The sequence below is a fragment of the Arenibacter troitsensis genome, from assembly GCF_900177645.1.
GTDB lineage: Bacteria > Bacteroidota > Bacteroidia > Flavobacteriales > Flavobacteriaceae > Arenibacter > Arenibacter troitsensis.
In genome coordinates this window covers 12,429-30,399 of the sequence record NZ_FXAO01000010.1, presented here as the reverse complement: position 1 = coordinate 30,399, position 17,971 = coordinate 12,429, and the positions used below count along the sequence as shown (strand labels likewise).

Sequence of the window (17,971 nt, the reverse complement as noted above, 5' to 3'; positions counted from 1 at the left end):
ACTATAAATAAATGACAATAACATTGAACAGAGCTATTTTGGCCGTATCGGCCTCAATTTTACTTTATGGCTGTGGTAGTACTGCGCTAGTTTCCACCCCCATTGAAAATATTGATACAGTACCCTTAAAAATATCGGATTTAACCGAGGCCGAAAAAAAGAATTGGGGACACACGGATCTGCTTACCGACACTATTCCAGGGATGAGTGTGGACAAGGCCTACTCCGAAATAATCGGGAATAAAAAAGGGGAAACGGTAATTGTGGCCGTACTGGATTCAGGTATGGACCTTACCCATGAGGATTTGGTAGATGTTCTTTGGGTGAATAAGGGAGAAATTCCGGGAAACAATAAGGACGATGACAACAATGGTTATATAGACGATATACACGGTTACAACTTTTTAGGGGAATCCTACAACGAGCAATTGGAAATGGCAAGAATTGTGGGCAAAAAATTAGGGGATGCTTCCCTTCAGGCCAAGGCCAAAAGCGACCTGGACAAGGATTATCAAAAAGCCCTTCAAAACAAAGGACAGTACGAACAAATACTGCAAGCAGTCCAAAATGCGGATGAAGAGGTTAAGGAACTTTTGGGGAAAGACAGCTATACCAAAAAAGACCTGACCGAAATTAAATCCAATGACGAAAACATGCAGAGAAACGTTAGTATTTTAATGCAAATGTTGAGCATAAAGGATTCCATTCCAGAAATTATTTCAGAACTTAAGGATGGCATTAAACATTTTTCCGATCAACTTAACTATAATCTTAATGTGGACTTTGATGGCAGAAAAATAGTAGGGGATGATCCTTATAATTTTGATGATAGAAACTACGGAAACGGAAATCCTAAAAACAGGGTGGATGATGAAAGCCATGGTACCCATGTTGCCGGTATTATTGCCGCAAAAAGAAATAATGGCCTAGGAGCCAACGGGGTTGCGGAGAATGTAGAAATTATGAGTATCAGGGCTGTACCCAATGGAGATGAATACGATAAGGATATTGCTTTGGGAATACGTTATGCCGTAGACAACGGCGCCAAAATCATCAATGGAAGTTTTGGAAAAGCTTATTCTCCAAATGCCGAATGGGTTTATGACGCCATTAAATATGCAGCGGAAAATGATGTTCTTTTTGTACATGCGGCGGGAAACTCAGGCGAAGATCTTGATGACCCAAATAATCCAAATTTCCCCAACGATCAAATCAATAATGGGCCAGAAATGGCGGATAACGTAATTACTGTGGGCGCATTAACAAACAAATATGGTTCCGAAATGGTGGCCTCATTTTCCAATTATGGCCTTATAAACGTAGATGTTTTTGCCCCTGGTGATGATATCTATTCCACCATGCCCAACAATGAATACGATTTTCAGGGAGGTACTTCCATGGCCGCGCCCGCTGTTGCAGGAGTTGCCGCCCTTGTAAGATCTTTTTATCCAAAATTAACAGCCCCCCAAGTTAAAGCGATATTGTTGAATTCCGGACTTACTACCAAATCCAAAGTAGTGGTAGATGGTGATGCCTCAAAAGCAATGGATTTTCAAAAGATCTCGAAATCCGGTAAAATGGTCAACGCATACAATGCCTTGATTATGGCAGATGCCGTTTCCAGAGGTAAATTAAAACTATAAAGGATAAGTAAAACTCATTGGACAGCCTAAAAACATGGGACGCCTTTGAACCATAAAAAAATAGATTATTCAAATTGTAGGTATGAGACATAACAAAGGACTTTTTTTTGGGTTGGTGATTGCCATTCTTAGCTTAACGGCGCAATTGGAAGCACAGAACAATACTTCCTATTGGCAGCAGCATGTGGATTATTCCATGGATGTAAAGGTCGACGTTGAAAAATATCAATATAGCGGTACCCAAAAATTGGTCTATACCAATAACTCCCCGGATGAACTTGATAGAGTGTATTACCATCTCTTTTTCAATGCCTTTCAACCTGGCAGTGAAATGGATATGCGTCTACAAAATATTGCCGATCCGGACGGTAGAATGATGGCCAATGGGAAAAGTAGGATTGCAAGCCTGAGCCCGGAAGAAATAGGATACCTCAGGGTTACTTCGCTAACTCAGGACAACCAAGCCGTTTCCTTTGTGGAAGAGGGAACAATTTTGGTTGTTGAATTAAATAAACCCATTCCCGCTGGTGGAAAAACCACCTTTGAAATGACCTTCAACGGGCAAATACCTTTACAAATAAGGCGAAGTGGTAGAAACAGCAGTGAAGGGGTAGCGCTCTCCATGAGTCAGTGGTACCCAAAATTAGCAGAATATGATTTTGAAGGTTGGCATGCGGATCCTTATATTGCCCGGGAATTTCATGGAGTTTGGGGCGATTTTGATGTTAAGCTTACTTTGGACAAAAAATATGTAGTAGGGGGAACCGGTTATTTACAGAACCCTGAGGAAATAGGCCATGGCTACGAAACTCCTGGAACAACAATAAAAAAGACGAAGGGAAAAACCCTTACCTGGCATTTTAAGGCCCCAATGGTGCATGATTTTATGTGGGCCGCCGATCCGGACTACCTTCACGATACCTTAAAGGTTGAGAATGGGCCAATGCTACATTTTTTATATAAGAACGATAAGGAAATTATAGAAAATTGGAAAAAGCTACAGCCCAAAACGGCAGAGGCCATGCAGTTCTTCAATAAAAATATTGGCGATTATCCCTATGAACAATATTCGGTGATACAAGGAGGCGACGGCGGTATGGAATACGCCATGAGTACCCTTATCACTGGTGGTAGAAACTTTGGGAGCCTGGTTGGGGTTATGGTACATGAATTGGCACATTCCTGGTTCCAACATGTGCTGGCTAGCAACGAATCCAAACACGAATGGATGGATGAAGGCTTTACCTCCTTTATCTCCAGTCTGTGTATGGACCAGATCATGGACCAAAAAAAGGAAAATCCCTTTGCAAGCTCCTATCAAGGATATTATAATTTGGTGGCTTCCGGTAAAGAACAGCCCCAAACCACCCATTCCGATAGATATGAGCTAAATTTTGCCTATGGGGTTGCCGCCTATAGCAAAGGAGCCATTTTTCTATCGCAGTTGGGATATATCATTGGTCAGGATAAACTTATGGAAACCCTCAGGAAATATTATCAGGACTTTAAATTTAAACACCCTACCCCAAACGATATTAAAAGAACTGCCGAAAAGGTTTCCGGGATGGAGTTGGACTGGTACCTTACAGATTGGACCCAAACAACAAACACCATAGATTACGGTATTAAAACGGTAGAGGCAGAGGGACAAAAAACCAAGGTAAGTTTGGAACGAATTGGTCTTATGCCCATGCCCTTAGATATTTTGGTGCTGTACAATGATGGTACCCAAGAAACATTTTACGCTCCCTTGCGTATGATGTATGGTGAAAAAGAGAATCCATATCCCCATTTAAAACGAACCGTATTGCAAGATTGGCCCTGGGCATATTCCAATTACGAATTTATCTTGGAAAAGGAACTCACTAACATTAAGGCCATTGTATTGGATCCATCCCAACTAATGGCAGATATAAATGAGGAAAACAATGTTTGGCAGGCCCAAGAGTAAAAATAATTAAATGTTTAAATCCGTTTAAGATGGCATACCATAGCTATTTTGAACGGATTTTTTATTTCGATACCACCAGGTTTCCTTGTACATACTATTCTTGGCGGTAGCTTCCCTACTGGTCATTAAGATTTCACTTTTATTGATTACCCTATTTCTATAGCCCAATAGGTGGAAAAGAGGTTTTGCCATAAATCTGGCAGTTCTTTCATTTACCAATAAAGTACCGTTTTTCTTATCTGCCCACGAAACCCCGGGCAAAATGGGCAACAAAGCGGGCATTCTTATTTTTCTCAATAGAACGGATAACCACAAGGCGAACTTAGGCGTCTTACGAATCAGAAAAAAACCATCCTCACCTTGACTTTGGTATAGAGGCATAAAAATACTCGATTTTTGCTTCGCCAATACCACTTTATCGTTGTGTTCGGCCAGTACTTTTCCTTTGTTTACAATATCAAAACTCTGGAATCCGGGCTGCATTTGAAATTTCTCCCCGGATTCTATAGGATGCCTGTAAATTATCTCAAAAAAGCTGGCGTTCTCCTTGGCCGAATTTTTAAGCTGGCGGTAATATGCCTCAAACCCAACAATATCTACACTTTTAAGGGCACCTGCATACACCAGGGCCAACCACATAAAAGCTATACTATTGTCTACCGCTTCCCTCTCCGTATGCTGGCCAGATTCAAAACCAACGGAAAGGTATCCCCGTTCGTTGATATAACTAAGTAGGGGTCCCTCTAAATACTCTTCTATCCCCAAAATTATTGGCACAGGAAAAAGTTTTGAAAATTTCCTATTGATCAAGGCATCATTGATGGTAATAAAAGGCAGGGTCTTGCTGGAAGTAGTATGAAAATCTATAAAATAGAAAGGCCCGGATTCTGTTTTCAGTATATCCGACAAGATTTGGTGAATGGATAACAACTCCTTGTCCTCGCTAAGCAGTTCATATTTTGATTTGCCTTTAATTTTTTCAATTTTTTCATCGGTCCATAAACGGTTCAAATCCCGATCCAAAAATCTTTTCCCCGCCAATAGTGCCGCAACGTTGCCCCGAATCCCATAGAAGTTACCATTTGCTGAAATACCATTTTTGACTATCCCATTAAAAACTTCTTGTATTGCCTGCTCACCAGAAGGCTCATTACCGTGAATGCCCCCGAAGAATATCATGGTAGGTCCACCTTTGTCTCCTTTTAAATGACCAATGGTCCGGCTCCTGCCAACTGGCTTCCCTATCGTGATCATAGATCCTTGGTCGTGATAATACCTATCAATTTCTTTCCTTGTACAACCGGTAGACAATTTATTCCTTTGGATTCCATTAGGACCTTTGCCCGCTTAGTGCTTTCCTCCTCTGTTATCGTAATCAATTCCTTTTTCATAATATCTTTAATAGGCCCTTCAAATTTGTCCGGATTCTTTAAATACGCTTTTAGGTCTGTCCAAGTCAACAATCCTACCAAATCCAAATCCTCATTTAAAATGGGTACATGGTGAATGTTTTTCCACTGCATCATTTTTAACACCAATTCCGAACTGTCACTATCTTGGGCAGTTACGGTATGTACGTTCATTATCTGGTACACCTTTCTCTCATTTTCGTCAATTACAAATTCATCACCTCTTGGCAATTCCCAAGCATCAACGGAGTAACCCTTTTGCTGACCTTGGTACATTTTTGCCGTTAATATGGTTAGGGCATCTGGAAGTTTAATCTCCTTTCTAAGTTTTCTATAACTTTGAATCGTCCATCGTGAACCGTTGTAAGTGGCAATCCTCCTTTCTATAATTTTTAAGTAGTGCTCTGCATCTTTTGGTAATACCCCCATACGGTACAATCCCTTAAAGGCCATTGGCAGAAAGTGATCCAACAATAACTGTTGACTAGAGATTAGTTGTCCATCCCAATAAAATTGGGCTGCCATACCGTATCTGGCGGCATTAAAAAAATTGCTTTTTGCATCCTTAAAATCCATCTTGGTATGAATGGTATTAAACTTTTTAGGCCTTCCCATCATTATTCCCACCCAAAACATCATATTGGCTATTTCGTCCTCGGTAGTGGGTCCGGATGGGATATATCTGTTCTCAATCCTAATATGTGGCCTACCATTGGTACTACCATAGCAGACACGGTTCCAGGTATAGACTGTTCCGTTATGGAGTGACAAAGTTTTTAATTTTGGCGTTTTTCCCTGTTCCAGTTCGCTTAAACTATCCACATTGGAATCGGAAGTAAGTAAGCTCCTAAATCCTGTAATGGAATCTTTAAAATAATCCACAACCGATCCTTTTGCCCAACTATTGCCGAAGTTCACACGGGGTTCACTTTCGTTCAATAGAAAATTACTGGCCCTAGTATCCACACTCTGCGTAAATAGTGCAATTCTAGTTTCCTCCCACAATTCCCTTCCGAAGAGCATGGGGGAATTGGTACAAATAGACAGGATGGGACCTGCAATGGCCTGGGACCAATTGTAGGTATCCTTAAAATCATATGGGTCTATCTGCAGATGGGCTTGAAAGCTGGTATTGCATCCTTCGAACAGCACGGAATCATGCCGAATATTCAACTCATCTACCCCTTTAATATGAATTTCTATATCATTATTTCTTATTTCCTTTATTACCTCGTTCAAAATATTATAACGGGGAATAGGGGTCAAATATTCAAAATCAAGATGCCTTTTAGCAATGGTCGGCAAAATTCCACATAAAATAATTTTAGTAGCAGATTTCTCGGCAACCTTATTGGCCATGGCCAATAAATGATCTAACTGTAAATGCATTTCAGAAAAGCAATTCCCCGATAATGGAAGGGGATCCAAATTAATTTCCAGGTTATAAAGTGCCAATTCGGTGGTAAAATGGGGGTCATCTATATTTTCAAGCACTTCCAAAGCCTTATTGGATGGCTGCCAAAATTCGTCCACCAAACAAAATTCCTGTTCGGCACCAATCCTAATCGGACTTAGTTCGAACATCTTTTTATCCAGTATTTGTTCCAAGGCCGCAATATCTACCAACAATTGTTTTATATACAAAGCTTTAAGTGGATTGTTTTTCAATTTTTGAACTTGCAATTCTCCCATAGGTCCCTTATTTATAATTTTATAAAAAATATAATTCAAGATAATGGCCAATGGGATTTTGAACAATGATGATTGTCATATCCCATAACTGTGGTTTTTATTTTACATTTACGGCAAAATGTCATTTAGCTTCCCAAAAAAAGAAAAACTCAAGAGCAAAAAACTAATAGAACAGTTGTTTGCGGAAGGGATTGGTGTTACCAATTATCCTATAAAACTTGTTTATCTCAAAACGAGTTATGAAGATGATTCCAAATGCAAGGTCGGAGTAACCGCGTCCAAAAGAAACTTTAAAAGTGCCGTAAAAAGAAATCGAATCAAAAGATTGATGCGGGAAAGCTATAGGCTGAACAAACACCTAATTTTTAACAACATAGAGGGTAACTTTGCGTTTATGTTTTTATATCTTGGTAAGGAGATGCCCTCGCAAACCAAAATAACAGATGCCATGATTCCTTTGATGCGAAAATTTATCGATGAAATTGCTAAGGCCAGCAAATAATATATGAACAGATGAAAGTGATAGTAAAAAAGCGAATACTAATTCCCATTATCGCCATTGCCCTACTCATTGCAGGTAGTAGTTTTAAGGGCGATTTTTTTGAGATTGCCAAACAGATCGAAATTTTTACCACCTTGTTCAAAGAATTAAACATGAACTATGTGGATGAAACCAATCCTGCTGAATTAATGGATACGGCCATTAAGAATATGTTGGAAGACTTGGATCCCTATACCAAATTCCTGAATGAGCAAGACGTTGAATCCTTTAAAATAAATAATGCAGGCGAATATTCGGGTATTGGGGCCGTGGTAAGGACTTACAAGGATAAAGTAGTTATTGTTGAACCTTACAAAGGTTATCCAGCAGATAAGGCGGGCCTTAAAGCCGGGGATGAAATTATAAAGATCGGTGATATTGCCATAGCGGATATTAAAGAAGACGCCGACGAACTTTTAAAAGGAGCTAATAACACCAGTGTAAAAATTAGCTACGTAAGGCAGGGCGAAACCAAGTCTACCACAGTGAACAGGGAATCTATTGAAGTAGATGCCGTTCCCTATTACAAGATGATCCAAGAAAACACCGGTTATATTGTTTTATCAAAATTTAATAAAAAAGCCACGGAACAAACCAAGGAAGCTCTTCTCAACTTAAAAAACGAGGGTGCCAAAAAAATTATTTTGGACCTAAGGGATAATCCAGGTGGACTGTTAACCGAAGCCATTAATGTAACCAATCTCTTTATTCCAAAAGGAGAACTGGTAGTAACCACCAAATCCAAGGTAAAGAAATTCAACAGGGAATATAAAACTACCAACCAACCCGTGGACACTGAAATACCTTTGGTGGTATTGGTCAATGGAAGAAGTGCATCGGCCAGTGAAATTGTCTCTGGAAGCCTCCAGGATTTGGACCGGGCGGTTATAGTGGGCGCAAGAAGTTTTGGCAAGGGGTTGGTACAACGCCCTTTAAAACTTACCTACGGTACGCAATTAAAGGTAACGATCTCCAGATACTATACAGCATCGGGCAGGTGTATACAATCCTTGGATTATTGGAATAGGGATGAGAACGGAAATGCAGTTAAAAATACCCAGTTTAGGGATTTTAAGACCAAAAATGGACGAAAAGTACAAGATGGTGGAGGTGTTTTGCCAGATATAGAAATTGCCGCTGCCAAAACAAATCCTCTTACACAGGCCCTATTATCGGATAATGTGATTTTCGACTACGCAACCGATTTCTATTATAATAACACCATAGAGAATGTATTGGACTTCAATTATAAGGATAGTGATTTTGCATCTTTTAAAAACTATGTTTCCAAAAGTAACTTTAACTTTGAGACTAAGGCAGAAAAGGCCTTAAAAGAGGCCATGTCCGGTGAGGACAGCACTATATTCGGTATTGAGGTCACGGAACAGTATAAAGCTCTCTTATCGGAGATGGATAAAAACAAACTAAAGGCATTGGATAAGTACAAGGTGGAAATCCAAAAGAATTTGGAGGATGAAATTCTTAAGCGCTTTTTCTACAGGGAAGGTCTTTATGATTACCATTTACAAAATGACGAAGCCATTATGACCGCTACCGCTCTGCTAAATGATAAAAGCAAATATGAAACCATTTTAAAATAAAGGTATAATCGTAAAATAATACCCAGGCAAGAATTACTATACCTTAAAATAAACCTTCTTCTGATCCAAAAAGTAGGTGATATACCAGAACATAAAGAGTACAAACAAGGAATTTATAACCGATATTAGTCCTTCTTCCAAGCCAATGGGAGCCAATAATCCTTCGGTAAAGATTAGGCCAAAACCCCTGAACCATTGAGACCCTACAGTTTCTGCAAACAAATAAATAAAAATGGAATTGGTCCCCACCACAGAAAAGATCTTCAACCAATTACTCTTATGATCCTTAATATCTATCCACCAATAAAATAATGCCAATGCCAACAAGGCCCATCCTCCTGAAGCCAGAGTAAACGATGTGGTTGCTATTCTTTTAATGATTGGGGTTATTCCTAATAAATCCATCCCATAGCCCAACAAAAGTAAAGCCGCTCCCCACATTATTAAAGGATTTAATTTCTCCTTGGCGGATTTGTTGGAAAGCAACAATTGACCACAAATTACCCCCATAACCGTATGAACCGCAGTAGGCAGAAAATTGATAAAAACCCAGCCCCCACCGTTAATTTTACCCATTACCAACATATCTACCCAAGACCCAAAACTTTGACCCTGATTATAGGGATCCTGTGGGTTATAGGCCCTATATAGGATTTCGGTAAGAACCAAAATTCCCAGGCAAATAAGTATCTGTATACGGTGCGGAAGATTCATGATAGCGTAAGCTATAAGAATGGTGAAGGCCAATTGAACCAGAACGTTCCAGAGTTCCCAAACCAACGCATGGCTATACACACAGTGCAGCAATACCCCAAAACTAAAAAGTAAAAAACATCTTCTTAAAATATGTTTGGTGGCAGCCGTACGAGTTCCGCTTGCCAAACGCTTTCTCAAAGAAAAGGGCATGGCCACCCCTACTATAAACATAAAGAAGGGTTGTATCAGGTCCCAAAATCGTAAACCGTTCCAGGGATGATGGTGCAACTGTTCCGCCAATGGATGCAAAACGGCGTTGTTTTCGGTAAAGGCCCCGAAGCAACCATGAAATCCGGCTGCTTCGGCAATAAGTAAAAACATGGTCAATCCCCTAAATACGTCCAAGGAAAACAACCTAATGGATAGGTTGGTAGTTTCGTTTGTCATTTTGTATGTGGTTGGTTATTTGGCAATAACAATGTAGTGATTTTCTTTAGACATTTATAAAATATTGTGCTTAATGGATAATAATCCAATCCCGATTTTTGGCCGACTTGGTTCTTCACTAAGCAAAAAATACAGGCCTTATAGTAGCCCCAGCATTCCCTTTCTAAAATTTTTAATTATTTTTCACCCTTGAAAAAATTAAAAGCATGAATAATAAATTTTACCTTATAACAGCCTTATGTATTTTTCTTTGCTTGGGGTACAAACCCAAAGAGCCCAAAATCTTAATTATAGGCGACTCTATTTCCATAGGTTATTTTTCAAAGGTAAAAGAAGAAATGGCCAACAAGGCAATAGTAATGCACAATCCTGGAAATGCCCAGCATACCGGAACGGGACTGGAGAAAATCAAGGATTGGATAGGTAAGGAAGATTGGGATATTATTCAATTTAATTGGGGCCTATGGGATCTTTGTTACCGTCATCCGGATGCCGATGCCTATGGAAATAGGGATAAAATTAAGGGTACCATAACCTATGACCCACAAACATATAGACAAAATCTGGAAGAGTTGGTGAGTATCCTTAAAGCCAGTACCTCGGCAAAATTAATATTTGTAACAACCACCTATGTTCCTGTTAATGAAGCCGGAAGATTTACTGAGGATGTACCCAAATACAATGCAATTGCAAAAGCCGTAATGAAAAAGAATGGCGTAATCATCAATGATATCTACAAAAAATCCATTGCTATCCACCACAAAAACGGTGTGGGAGACAATGACGTTCATTATAACAAGGAAGGATATAAAGAACTTGGCGAACTAATTGTTCCTGTGCTCAACAAAACCTTGAAAAAGTTATAGTGTATACAACCATTCCTTTTCTTCAACCCAAACCATTGGGCTTCTGGAGTGTTAGATGAATTAGGGAAACAATGGTAGTTTCCTGGTCAAAAAATATTAAGATGAAACTACAGGCCCTTAGTTCTTAAAAATTAATTAATTTAAGCGATAAAACCACCACCAATGTCGCTTAAAACAACAAAACTTTTATCCATACTAAGCATAGCGGCAATTTGTCTAGTAAGTTGTAAACTTGATAGTACTACCAAAACCGACCCCAAGAAATACAAAACTTGGAGTTCCTATTTAGGTGGGCCAGATCGTAACCATTATTCCACCCTATCACAAATTACCTTGGACAATGTAACGCAACTTAAGGTAGCTTGGTCCTACTCTGCTCCTGATAGTGGTCAAATGCAAATGAATCCAATAGTAGCGGACACCATTCTGTACGGGGTTACGGCGGCCTTAAGGGCAGTGGCATTGTACGCTGGAACGGGGAAAGAAATATGGCGATTTGGGGATTCACTGAACCTTACCAATAGTACTAGTAGAGGTGTGGCATTTTGGGCAAAGAACGATGATAAACGTATTCTGTTCACCCAAGGACCCAAGCTTTTTGCCCTAAATGCCATAACAGGTATGCCAATTACTTCCTTTGGGGAAAATGGAAAAATTGATCTCCGATCCGGATTACCAACAAGCGCAAAGAATAAATTTGTAGTCTCCAACACCCCAGGAACCATTTACCGGGATTTAATTGTAATGCCCATTCGCCTCTCGGAAGATAGCGGTGCCGCACCAGGAGATATTATGGCTTTTAATGTAATAACTGGCCAATTGGAATGGTCCTTCCACACCATTCCCTATCCAGGAGAGCCCGGAAACGAAACCTGGGAAAATCCTGATAGCTATAAAAGTGAAATTGTTGGTGCTGCCAACAATTGGGCGGGTATGGCATTGGACGAAAAAGCGGGAATCCTATACGTGCCAACGGGTTCAGCAGCCCCAGATTTTTATGGTGGCGACAGAAAGGGCAGTAATCTTTATGCCAATACCTTATTGGCTTTGGATGCACAAACAGGAAAACTGCTTTGGCATTATCAATTTACCCATCACGACTTATGGGATAGGGATCCGCCGGCGCCTCCCAACCTTTTGACTATTACCAGAGCGGGGAAAAAAATACCTGCCGTGGCTCAAGTAACTAAACAAGGGTATGTTTTTCTTTTTAACAGAATCACGGGAGAGCCATTGTTTGATATTGAGGAAATACCAGTCCCTCCATCCAGCTTGGAGGGAGAAAAAACATGGGCAACCCAACCTTTTCCCACCAAGCCCAGGCCTTTTGCAAGACAATCCAATCTATTGACCGAAAAAGACCTTAGTCCCTATGCCCAAAATAAGGAGGAATTATTGGCCAAATTCAATGAAGCAGACAAAAGAATCTATGCTCCGCCCAGTCTAGATCCTGTGCTTCTACTTCCTGGGTATGATGGCGCTGCGGAATGGGGAGGAGCCGCCGCCGATCCGGAAGATGGCATATTGTACGTAAATTCCAATGAAATGGGGTGGTTCCTTCAAATGGACAAGGATACCCTAAACACAAGCATGGCTCCAGGGGAATATGCCTATAACCAATATTGTGTTGTATGCCATCAGCAAGACCGTAAGGGTAATGTGGCAAGTGGATATCCATCCCTGTTGAACCTAAAATCGACTTATAATAAAGAGACCGTAATCCAGACCATAAAAAAGGGAAAAGGAATGATGACAGGTTTCCCTCAAATTGAAAAAACGGAAATAGAAGCTTTAATACAGTTTTTATTTGAGGAAGAAGTTGGACCAATGGTTACCGAGAACGATACAAAACCTGTAAAAACAACCTACAAACACCGCGGATATAAAAAATTTCTGGACAGTAACGGGCTGCCGGCCATTTCCCCGCCATGGGGTACGTTACATGCAATAGGCCTCAATTCTGGGGATTACCTATGGTCCATTCCCTTCGGGGAAACATTGAGCTTGAAAGAACAGGGTTATCCTCAGACAGGCTCGGAAAACTATGGCGGGGCTATAGTTACCGAAAACGGACTATTGTTTATAGGGGCCACAAAAGACGGATATTTTAGAGCTTTTAATAAAACCAATGGCAAGCTACTCTGGGAATACAAACTCCCTGCTGCTGCATTTGCAACACCCGCCATGTATGAAGTTAACGGCAAACAGTATATTGCCATTGCCTGTGGCGGAGAAAAATTAGGAACAGAAAAAGGAAACAAGATCCTTGCATTTTCCCTTGAATAAAAAAATTAAGAAATATTATACCTTAGGAATATGAACAAACTAAAAACCCTTGTTGTAGGTTGTGGAAATATGGGTATTTCCCACGCCAGAGCCTATCATCAACTCAGTGAATTTGCAATTGTAGGGCTGGTAAGCCGAAAACCTGAAAGTAGGGAAAAGTTATCCAGGGAATTGGGAGGATTGCCTACCTATGCCGATTTTAATACCGCCTTGAGGGAATCCAAACCAGATGTAGTATCCATTAATACCTATCCGGATACCCATGCCGACTATGTTAGAAAAAGTCTGAACGCAGGAGCACATGTATTCGTAGAAAAACCGCTTGCCCTAACGGTAGAAGAGGCCGAGGAACTAGTGGTGTTGGCAACGGAAAAAAACAAAAAAATGGTGGTCGGTTATATTCTAAGGGTACATCCGTCATGGACCAAGTTCGTAGAAGTTGCCCGTACCCTTGGCAAACCCTTGGTAATGCGTATGAACTTAAACCAACAAAGCTCTGGGGACAAATGGTATACCCATAAGCAATTAATGAATTCCATGTCCCCTATAGTGGATTGTGGTGTTCATTATGTGGATATTATGTGTTTAATGACCCAATCCGTTCCGATCAGTGTTAGTGCCATTGGAGCCAATTTGAGCAAGGAAATTGATAATAAAATGTACAATTATGGTCAATTACAAGTACGTTTTAAAGACGGTTCGGTAGGTTGGTACGAAGCCGGATGGGGACCTATGATGAGTGAAACAGCCGTCTTTATAAAGGATGTTATTGGTCCTAAGGGAGCGGTTTCCATTTCGGACAAACCCAAAGATAGTTCCCAAGATATAGAAGGACATACAAAAACGGGCAGTCTACAACTTCATTATAGTGAATTGACCAAAGAGGGGAATTTCCTTAAAAAAGATGAGTTTATTGGAACCGAAGATGAGCCGGATCATGACGGGCTCTGTCTATTGGAACAGGAATATTTGTTGAACGCCATTAAGAACAATGTTGATCTGTCATCGCATTTAACCGATGCCATTAATAGTCTAAAAATTGTATTGGCCGCAGATGAATCGGTAAGAACTGGAAAAACTGTTATACTTTAATTTATTCTGTTAAAAAAATGCCATATTGCATATATACGTAACAAATAGTTATATTTAATTCCGAAATCTTTTAAAGAACCAATGGCCTAAGGAATGGCTTGTATCCATATAAAGACCAGCTAGCGAAAAATAAAAACGATTTCTAAATGTCCTGAAAAGGGCTAAAGAATTTGTAAAATCATTATGAAGGCAGAACTTATTATTGAAAAAATTGAACTTTTTAAAGTCCCCCCAAGGTGGCTTTTTGTTAAGGTTACCACCAAAGAGGGAATTATTGGTTGGGGCGAACCCGTTGTGGAAGGAAAAGCAGATACGGTGGCCGCCTGTGTCATGGAACTACAGCAACATATCATTGGAAAGTCGGCCGCAAATATTGAAGATATATGGCAAATACTCTATCGTGGAGGATTTTATAGAGGTGGTCCCATACTCATGAGCGCCATATCCGGTATTGATCAGGCACTTTGGGATATAAAGGGAAAATTTCTTGGTGTTCCTGTCTACGATTTATTGGGTGGTGCTGTGCGGCATAAAATGAAAATGTACTGCTGGATTGGTGGAGATCACCCAGAGGTTATTTTGGAACAGGCCCACGAAAAAGTCAAGGCCGGTTTCCAAGCTGTAAAAATGAACGCTACCGGTGGTATGGACTGGATTTCATCCTTGAAGGAGGTGAAAAAGGTATCCAACAACATTAGAGTATTAAGAGAGGAATTCGGTAACGATTTGGACATAGGACTGGATTTTCATGGGCGTGTACACAAGGGCATGGTAAAAAGGCTTTTGGATGAGCTAGCGCCTTATGAACCCATGTTTATTGAAGAACCGGTACTTAGCGAAAACCATGATGCCTTAAAGCATATTTACCCTTATACAAGCATACCCATCGCCACCGGGGAAAGAATGTTCTCCCGTTGGGATTTTAAGAAAATACTGGAACAAGGGGTTGTAGATATTATTCAGCCAGATCTTAGTCACGCTGGAGGAATTTCCGAGGTAAGGCGAATTGCTACCTTGGCCGAAGCCTATGATGTAGCTTTGGCCCCCCACTGTCCGCTTGGGCCCATTTCCCTGGCTTCGGCATTACATGTCGACTTTGTATCCACCAATGCTTTTATTCAGGAAAACAGTATAGGTATCCACTATAATCAAGGTTTTGATTTATTGGATTATGTCCTTAATCCTGAAATTTTTGATATCAAGGATGGTTATATAGAGTTGTTCCAGAAACCAGGCTTAGGGGTTGAAATGAATGAGGAAAAATTAAGGGAAGGCCAGAAAATTGGCCATAACTGGTCCAACCCCATATGGCGCGGACCCGATGGAAACTTCACCGAATGGTAAAATAATAACCGAATAATACCAATAACCAACCAAAAAAACCATGACTTACCTTATCGCCTTAGTACTTTCCCTTGCCTTATTAATTATAGGTATTATCAAATTTAAAGTGCACCCCTTCTTTGTGCTCCTTTTCTCGGCTATCGTTTATGGTTTTTTGACCGGGATGGATATAGAAGCCATAATCAGTTCCATAAATAATGGATTTGGGGATATTATGGGCAAAATAGGACTTATAATCTTGTTTGGGGTTACCATAGGCAAGGTACTGGAAAAATCTGGTGGCGCTTTTGTTATTGCCTCCAAAATTTTACAACTAATAGGTGCAAAATCCATCCACTTGGCCATGCTACTTACAGGTTATATACTTTCTATTCCTGTATTTGCTGATAGTGCACTTTTAATAATGAACCCTCTAAACAAGGTACTCTCCTCCAAAGCGGGTGTATCCTTTGCAGGTACCACTGCGGCACTTGCACTGGGACTTACGGCTTCGCATACCATGGTGCCACCAACCCCGGGACCTATTGCCGCCGCCGGTATCCTAGGAGCAGATTTGGGAAGTGTTATGATATGGGGCTTGCTCATCAGTAGCATTTCACTAATTGCCTGTTATTTCTTTGCTACCAAATTCGCCTCCCGAATTCATGTTCCAATAATCCTCGAAGAAGTGACTACCCAACAAGAACAACCAGCCCTTTGGAAATCCTTATTGGCTATTGTAATTCCTATTGTACTCATCATATTTAAGTCGGTCATGGATTATCCGGAATTTACCTTTAAACCTTCACTATTCAAGACAATCATATCATTTTTGGGCACGCCTGTAATTGCACTTTTGGTAGGCGTATTATTGTCCCTTGTACTGCCCAAAAAATTGGACGAAAAGATTTTCTCCGCCACAGGTTGGTTTGGAGAATCTTTAAGGGAAGCGGCCCCCATAATTTTTATAACCGGGGCGGGAGGGATTTTTGGAAAGATGTTGCAGAATTCAGGAATTGCAGATACCATTACTTCAGAATTTACAGGAATGGAGTTGGGCTTGTTCCTGCCCTTTTTGTTGGCAGCCTGTCTTAAGACCACTCAGGGGTCATCTACAGTGGCCTTGGTAACCACAGCCTCCATAATAGCCCCTTTAATGCCCGCCTTGGGTCTAAACGACCCCTTTATGGCCACTATGACGGTTTTATCCATTGGTGCTGGAGCTTCTGTTGTATCGCACGTAAACGACAGTTTCTTTTGGGTGCTTACCCAACTAACCGGCATGAACGTAAAACAAGGTTATCAGGTCCAATCGGCAGGTACATTCGTTCTCGGAGGTACTGCTATGACCATTATTACTATAATCGTTAAAATAATGCACTAAAATGAAAAAATTAGCATGTATAATAGTTACTTCCATTCTACTCTTTGGGGCCTCCTGTAAAGAATCCAGTAAAAAAGCGATGACGGCGGAAGCTATTGCTTCTCCATTTTCCATTGAAATTTTGGATGATGAAGCGCATCAGATCATAGATCAGAAATCTAAAATTGAAATCCTTGCCAGTGGCTTTGCCTGGACAGAGGGACCCCTTTGGATAAAAGAAGGCAATTATTTATTATTTTCAGATATCCCAAATAACAAGGTTTATAAGTTGGATCCAAAAAACAACGATACGGTCACCTACTTACATCCTTCAGGTTTTTCAGGAACTAAATTTACAGGTGAAGAACCGGGTTCCAATGGTCTTTTACTTAATAAGGATGGAGAATTGGTGCTCATGCAACACGGGAATCGTCAAATAGCCAAAATGAATGCGCCCCTAAGTTCCCCTTCATCTGAATTTTCTACCTTGGTGGATTCCTATATGGGCAAGAAATTGAACAGCCCCAATGACGCCATATTCGATAAAAACGGTAACCTCTATTTTACAGATCCACCCTATGGCCTGCCAAAAAGAATGGATGATGAAGGTAAAGAATTGGATTTTCAAGGAATTTTTTGCCTAATGACCACTGGGGAATTAATACTGCTCGACACCATTTCCCGTCCTAACGGAATTGGAATATCTCCGGATGGTAATGTCCTTTACGTTGCAAATTCAGATCCGGAACATGCCGTGTGGTACCAATATAAGCTTCCGGAACCTGGAAAAGTCACTGATAAAAAACTATTTTATGAGGTAACGCATCTTATTGGAAAAGAAGGTCAACAAGGCTTGCCTGATGGACTAAAAGTAAACAACAACGGAATTCTATTTGCTACTGGGCCCGGTGGCGTTTGGATCTTTAATTCCCAAGGAAAGGCCTTGGCAAGAATCCATACCGGACAAGCTACGGCCAATTGTGCTTTTGATACCGAAGAAAAAAGGCTCTATATCACTGCGGACGACTTTATAATGGCTGTAGACCTAAAATAAGTCTAGC

13 protein-coding genes are annotated in these 17,971 nt (G+C 40.5%); 10 read left to right on the top strand and 3 right to left on the bottom strand.

Annotated features, from left to right (window positions below):
* Positions 1-11 precede the first annotated feature (11 nt).
* Entirely contained in the window at positions 12-1,643 is a 1,632-nt protein-coding gene (locus tag B9Y87_RS18795) for a S8 family peptidase (RefSeq protein WP_085500513.1), read from the top strand.
* A gap of 82 nt (positions 1,644-1,725) precedes the next feature.
* Complete coding sequence (locus B9Y87_RS18790; protein WP_085500512.1) at positions 1,726-3,594, top strand: M1 family metallopeptidase; 1,869 nt, start codon at positions 1,726-1,728, stop codon at positions 3,592-3,594.
* Between the two features lie 24 nt (positions 3,595-3,618).
* Here the strand turns inward: B9Y87_RS18790 and B9Y87_RS18785 are convergent, their stop codons facing one another.
* Entirely contained in the window at positions 3,619-4,848 is a 1,230-nt protein-coding gene (locus B9Y87_RS18785) for a succinylglutamate desuccinylase/aspartoacylase family protein (protein WP_085500511.1), read from the bottom strand.
* Positions 4,845-6,695, bottom strand: a complete 1,851-nt coding sequence (locus B9Y87_RS18780) for a CBS domain-containing protein (RefSeq protein ID WP_085500592.1) — start codon at positions 6,693-6,695, stop codon at positions 4,845-4,847. The genes B9Y87_RS18785 and B9Y87_RS18780 overlap by 4 nt, the downstream gene beginning before the upstream one ends.
* 118 nt (positions 6,696-6,813) lie before the next feature.
* On the opposite strand from B9Y87_RS18780, the gene rnpA reads away from it, so the two are divergent.
* Positions 6,814-7,197, top strand: coding sequence for a ribonuclease P protein component (rnpA, locus tag B9Y87_RS18775; RefSeq protein ID WP_085500510.1), 384 nt, complete (start codon positions 6,814-6,816; stop codon positions 7,195-7,197).
* Positions 7,198-7,208: 11 nt separating this feature from the next.
* Positions 7,209-8,837 (top strand): S41 family peptidase, encoded by a 1,629-nt coding sequence (locus B9Y87_RS18770; protein WP_085500509.1) that lies wholly within the window; start codon positions 7,209-7,211, stop codon positions 8,835-8,837.
* A gap of 36 nt (positions 8,838-8,873) precedes the next feature.
* Here the strand turns inward: B9Y87_RS18770 and B9Y87_RS18765 are convergent, their stop codons facing one another.
* Positions 8,874-9,980, bottom strand: a complete 1,107-nt coding sequence (locus tag B9Y87_RS18765; protein ID WP_085500508.1) for an acyltransferase family protein — start codon at positions 9,978-9,980, stop codon at positions 8,874-8,876.
* Positions 9,981-10,186: 206 nt separating this feature from the next.
* On the opposite strand from B9Y87_RS18765, the gene B9Y87_RS18760 reads away from it, so the two are divergent.
* The 6 genes from B9Y87_RS18760 to B9Y87_RS18735 all read left to right on the top strand — a co-directional run bounded on the left by B9Y87_RS18760 (position 10,187) and on the right by B9Y87_RS18735 (position 17,964).
* Positions 10,187-10,846, top strand: coding sequence for an SGNH/GDSL hydrolase family protein (locus tag B9Y87_RS18760; RefSeq protein ID WP_085500507.1), 660 nt, complete (start codon positions 10,187-10,189; stop codon positions 10,844-10,846).
* Between the two features lie 162 nt (positions 10,847-11,008).
* On the top strand, positions 11,009-13,132 hold the full coding sequence (locus B9Y87_RS18755; protein ID WP_085500506.1) for an outer membrane protein assembly factor BamB family protein: 2,124 nt from the start codon (positions 11,009-11,011) through the stop codon (positions 13,130-13,132).
* 30 nt (positions 13,133-13,162) lie between these two features.
* Positions 13,163-14,224 (top strand): Gfo/Idh/MocA family protein, encoded by a 1,062-nt coding sequence (locus tag B9Y87_RS18750; RefSeq protein WP_085500505.1) that lies wholly within the window; start codon positions 13,163-13,165, stop codon positions 14,222-14,224.
* Positions 14,225-14,407: 183 nt separating this feature from the next.
* Positions 14,408-15,568 (top strand): galactonate dehydratase, encoded by a 1,161-nt coding sequence (gene dgoD / locus B9Y87_RS18745; protein ID WP_085500504.1) that lies wholly within the window; start codon positions 14,408-14,410, stop codon positions 15,566-15,568.
* Between the two features lie 40 nt (positions 15,569-15,608).
* Complete coding sequence (locus B9Y87_RS18740) at positions 15,609-16,931, top strand: GntP family permease (protein ID WP_085500503.1); 1,323 nt, start codon at positions 15,609-15,611, stop codon at positions 16,929-16,931.
* A gap of 1 nt (position 16,932) precedes the next feature.
* Positions 16,933-17,964, top strand: coding sequence for an SMP-30/gluconolactonase/LRE family protein (locus tag B9Y87_RS18735; RefSeq protein WP_085500502.1), 1,032 nt, complete (start codon positions 16,933-16,935; stop codon positions 17,962-17,964).
* The last annotated feature ends 7 nt before the right edge of the window (positions 17,965-17,971 follow it).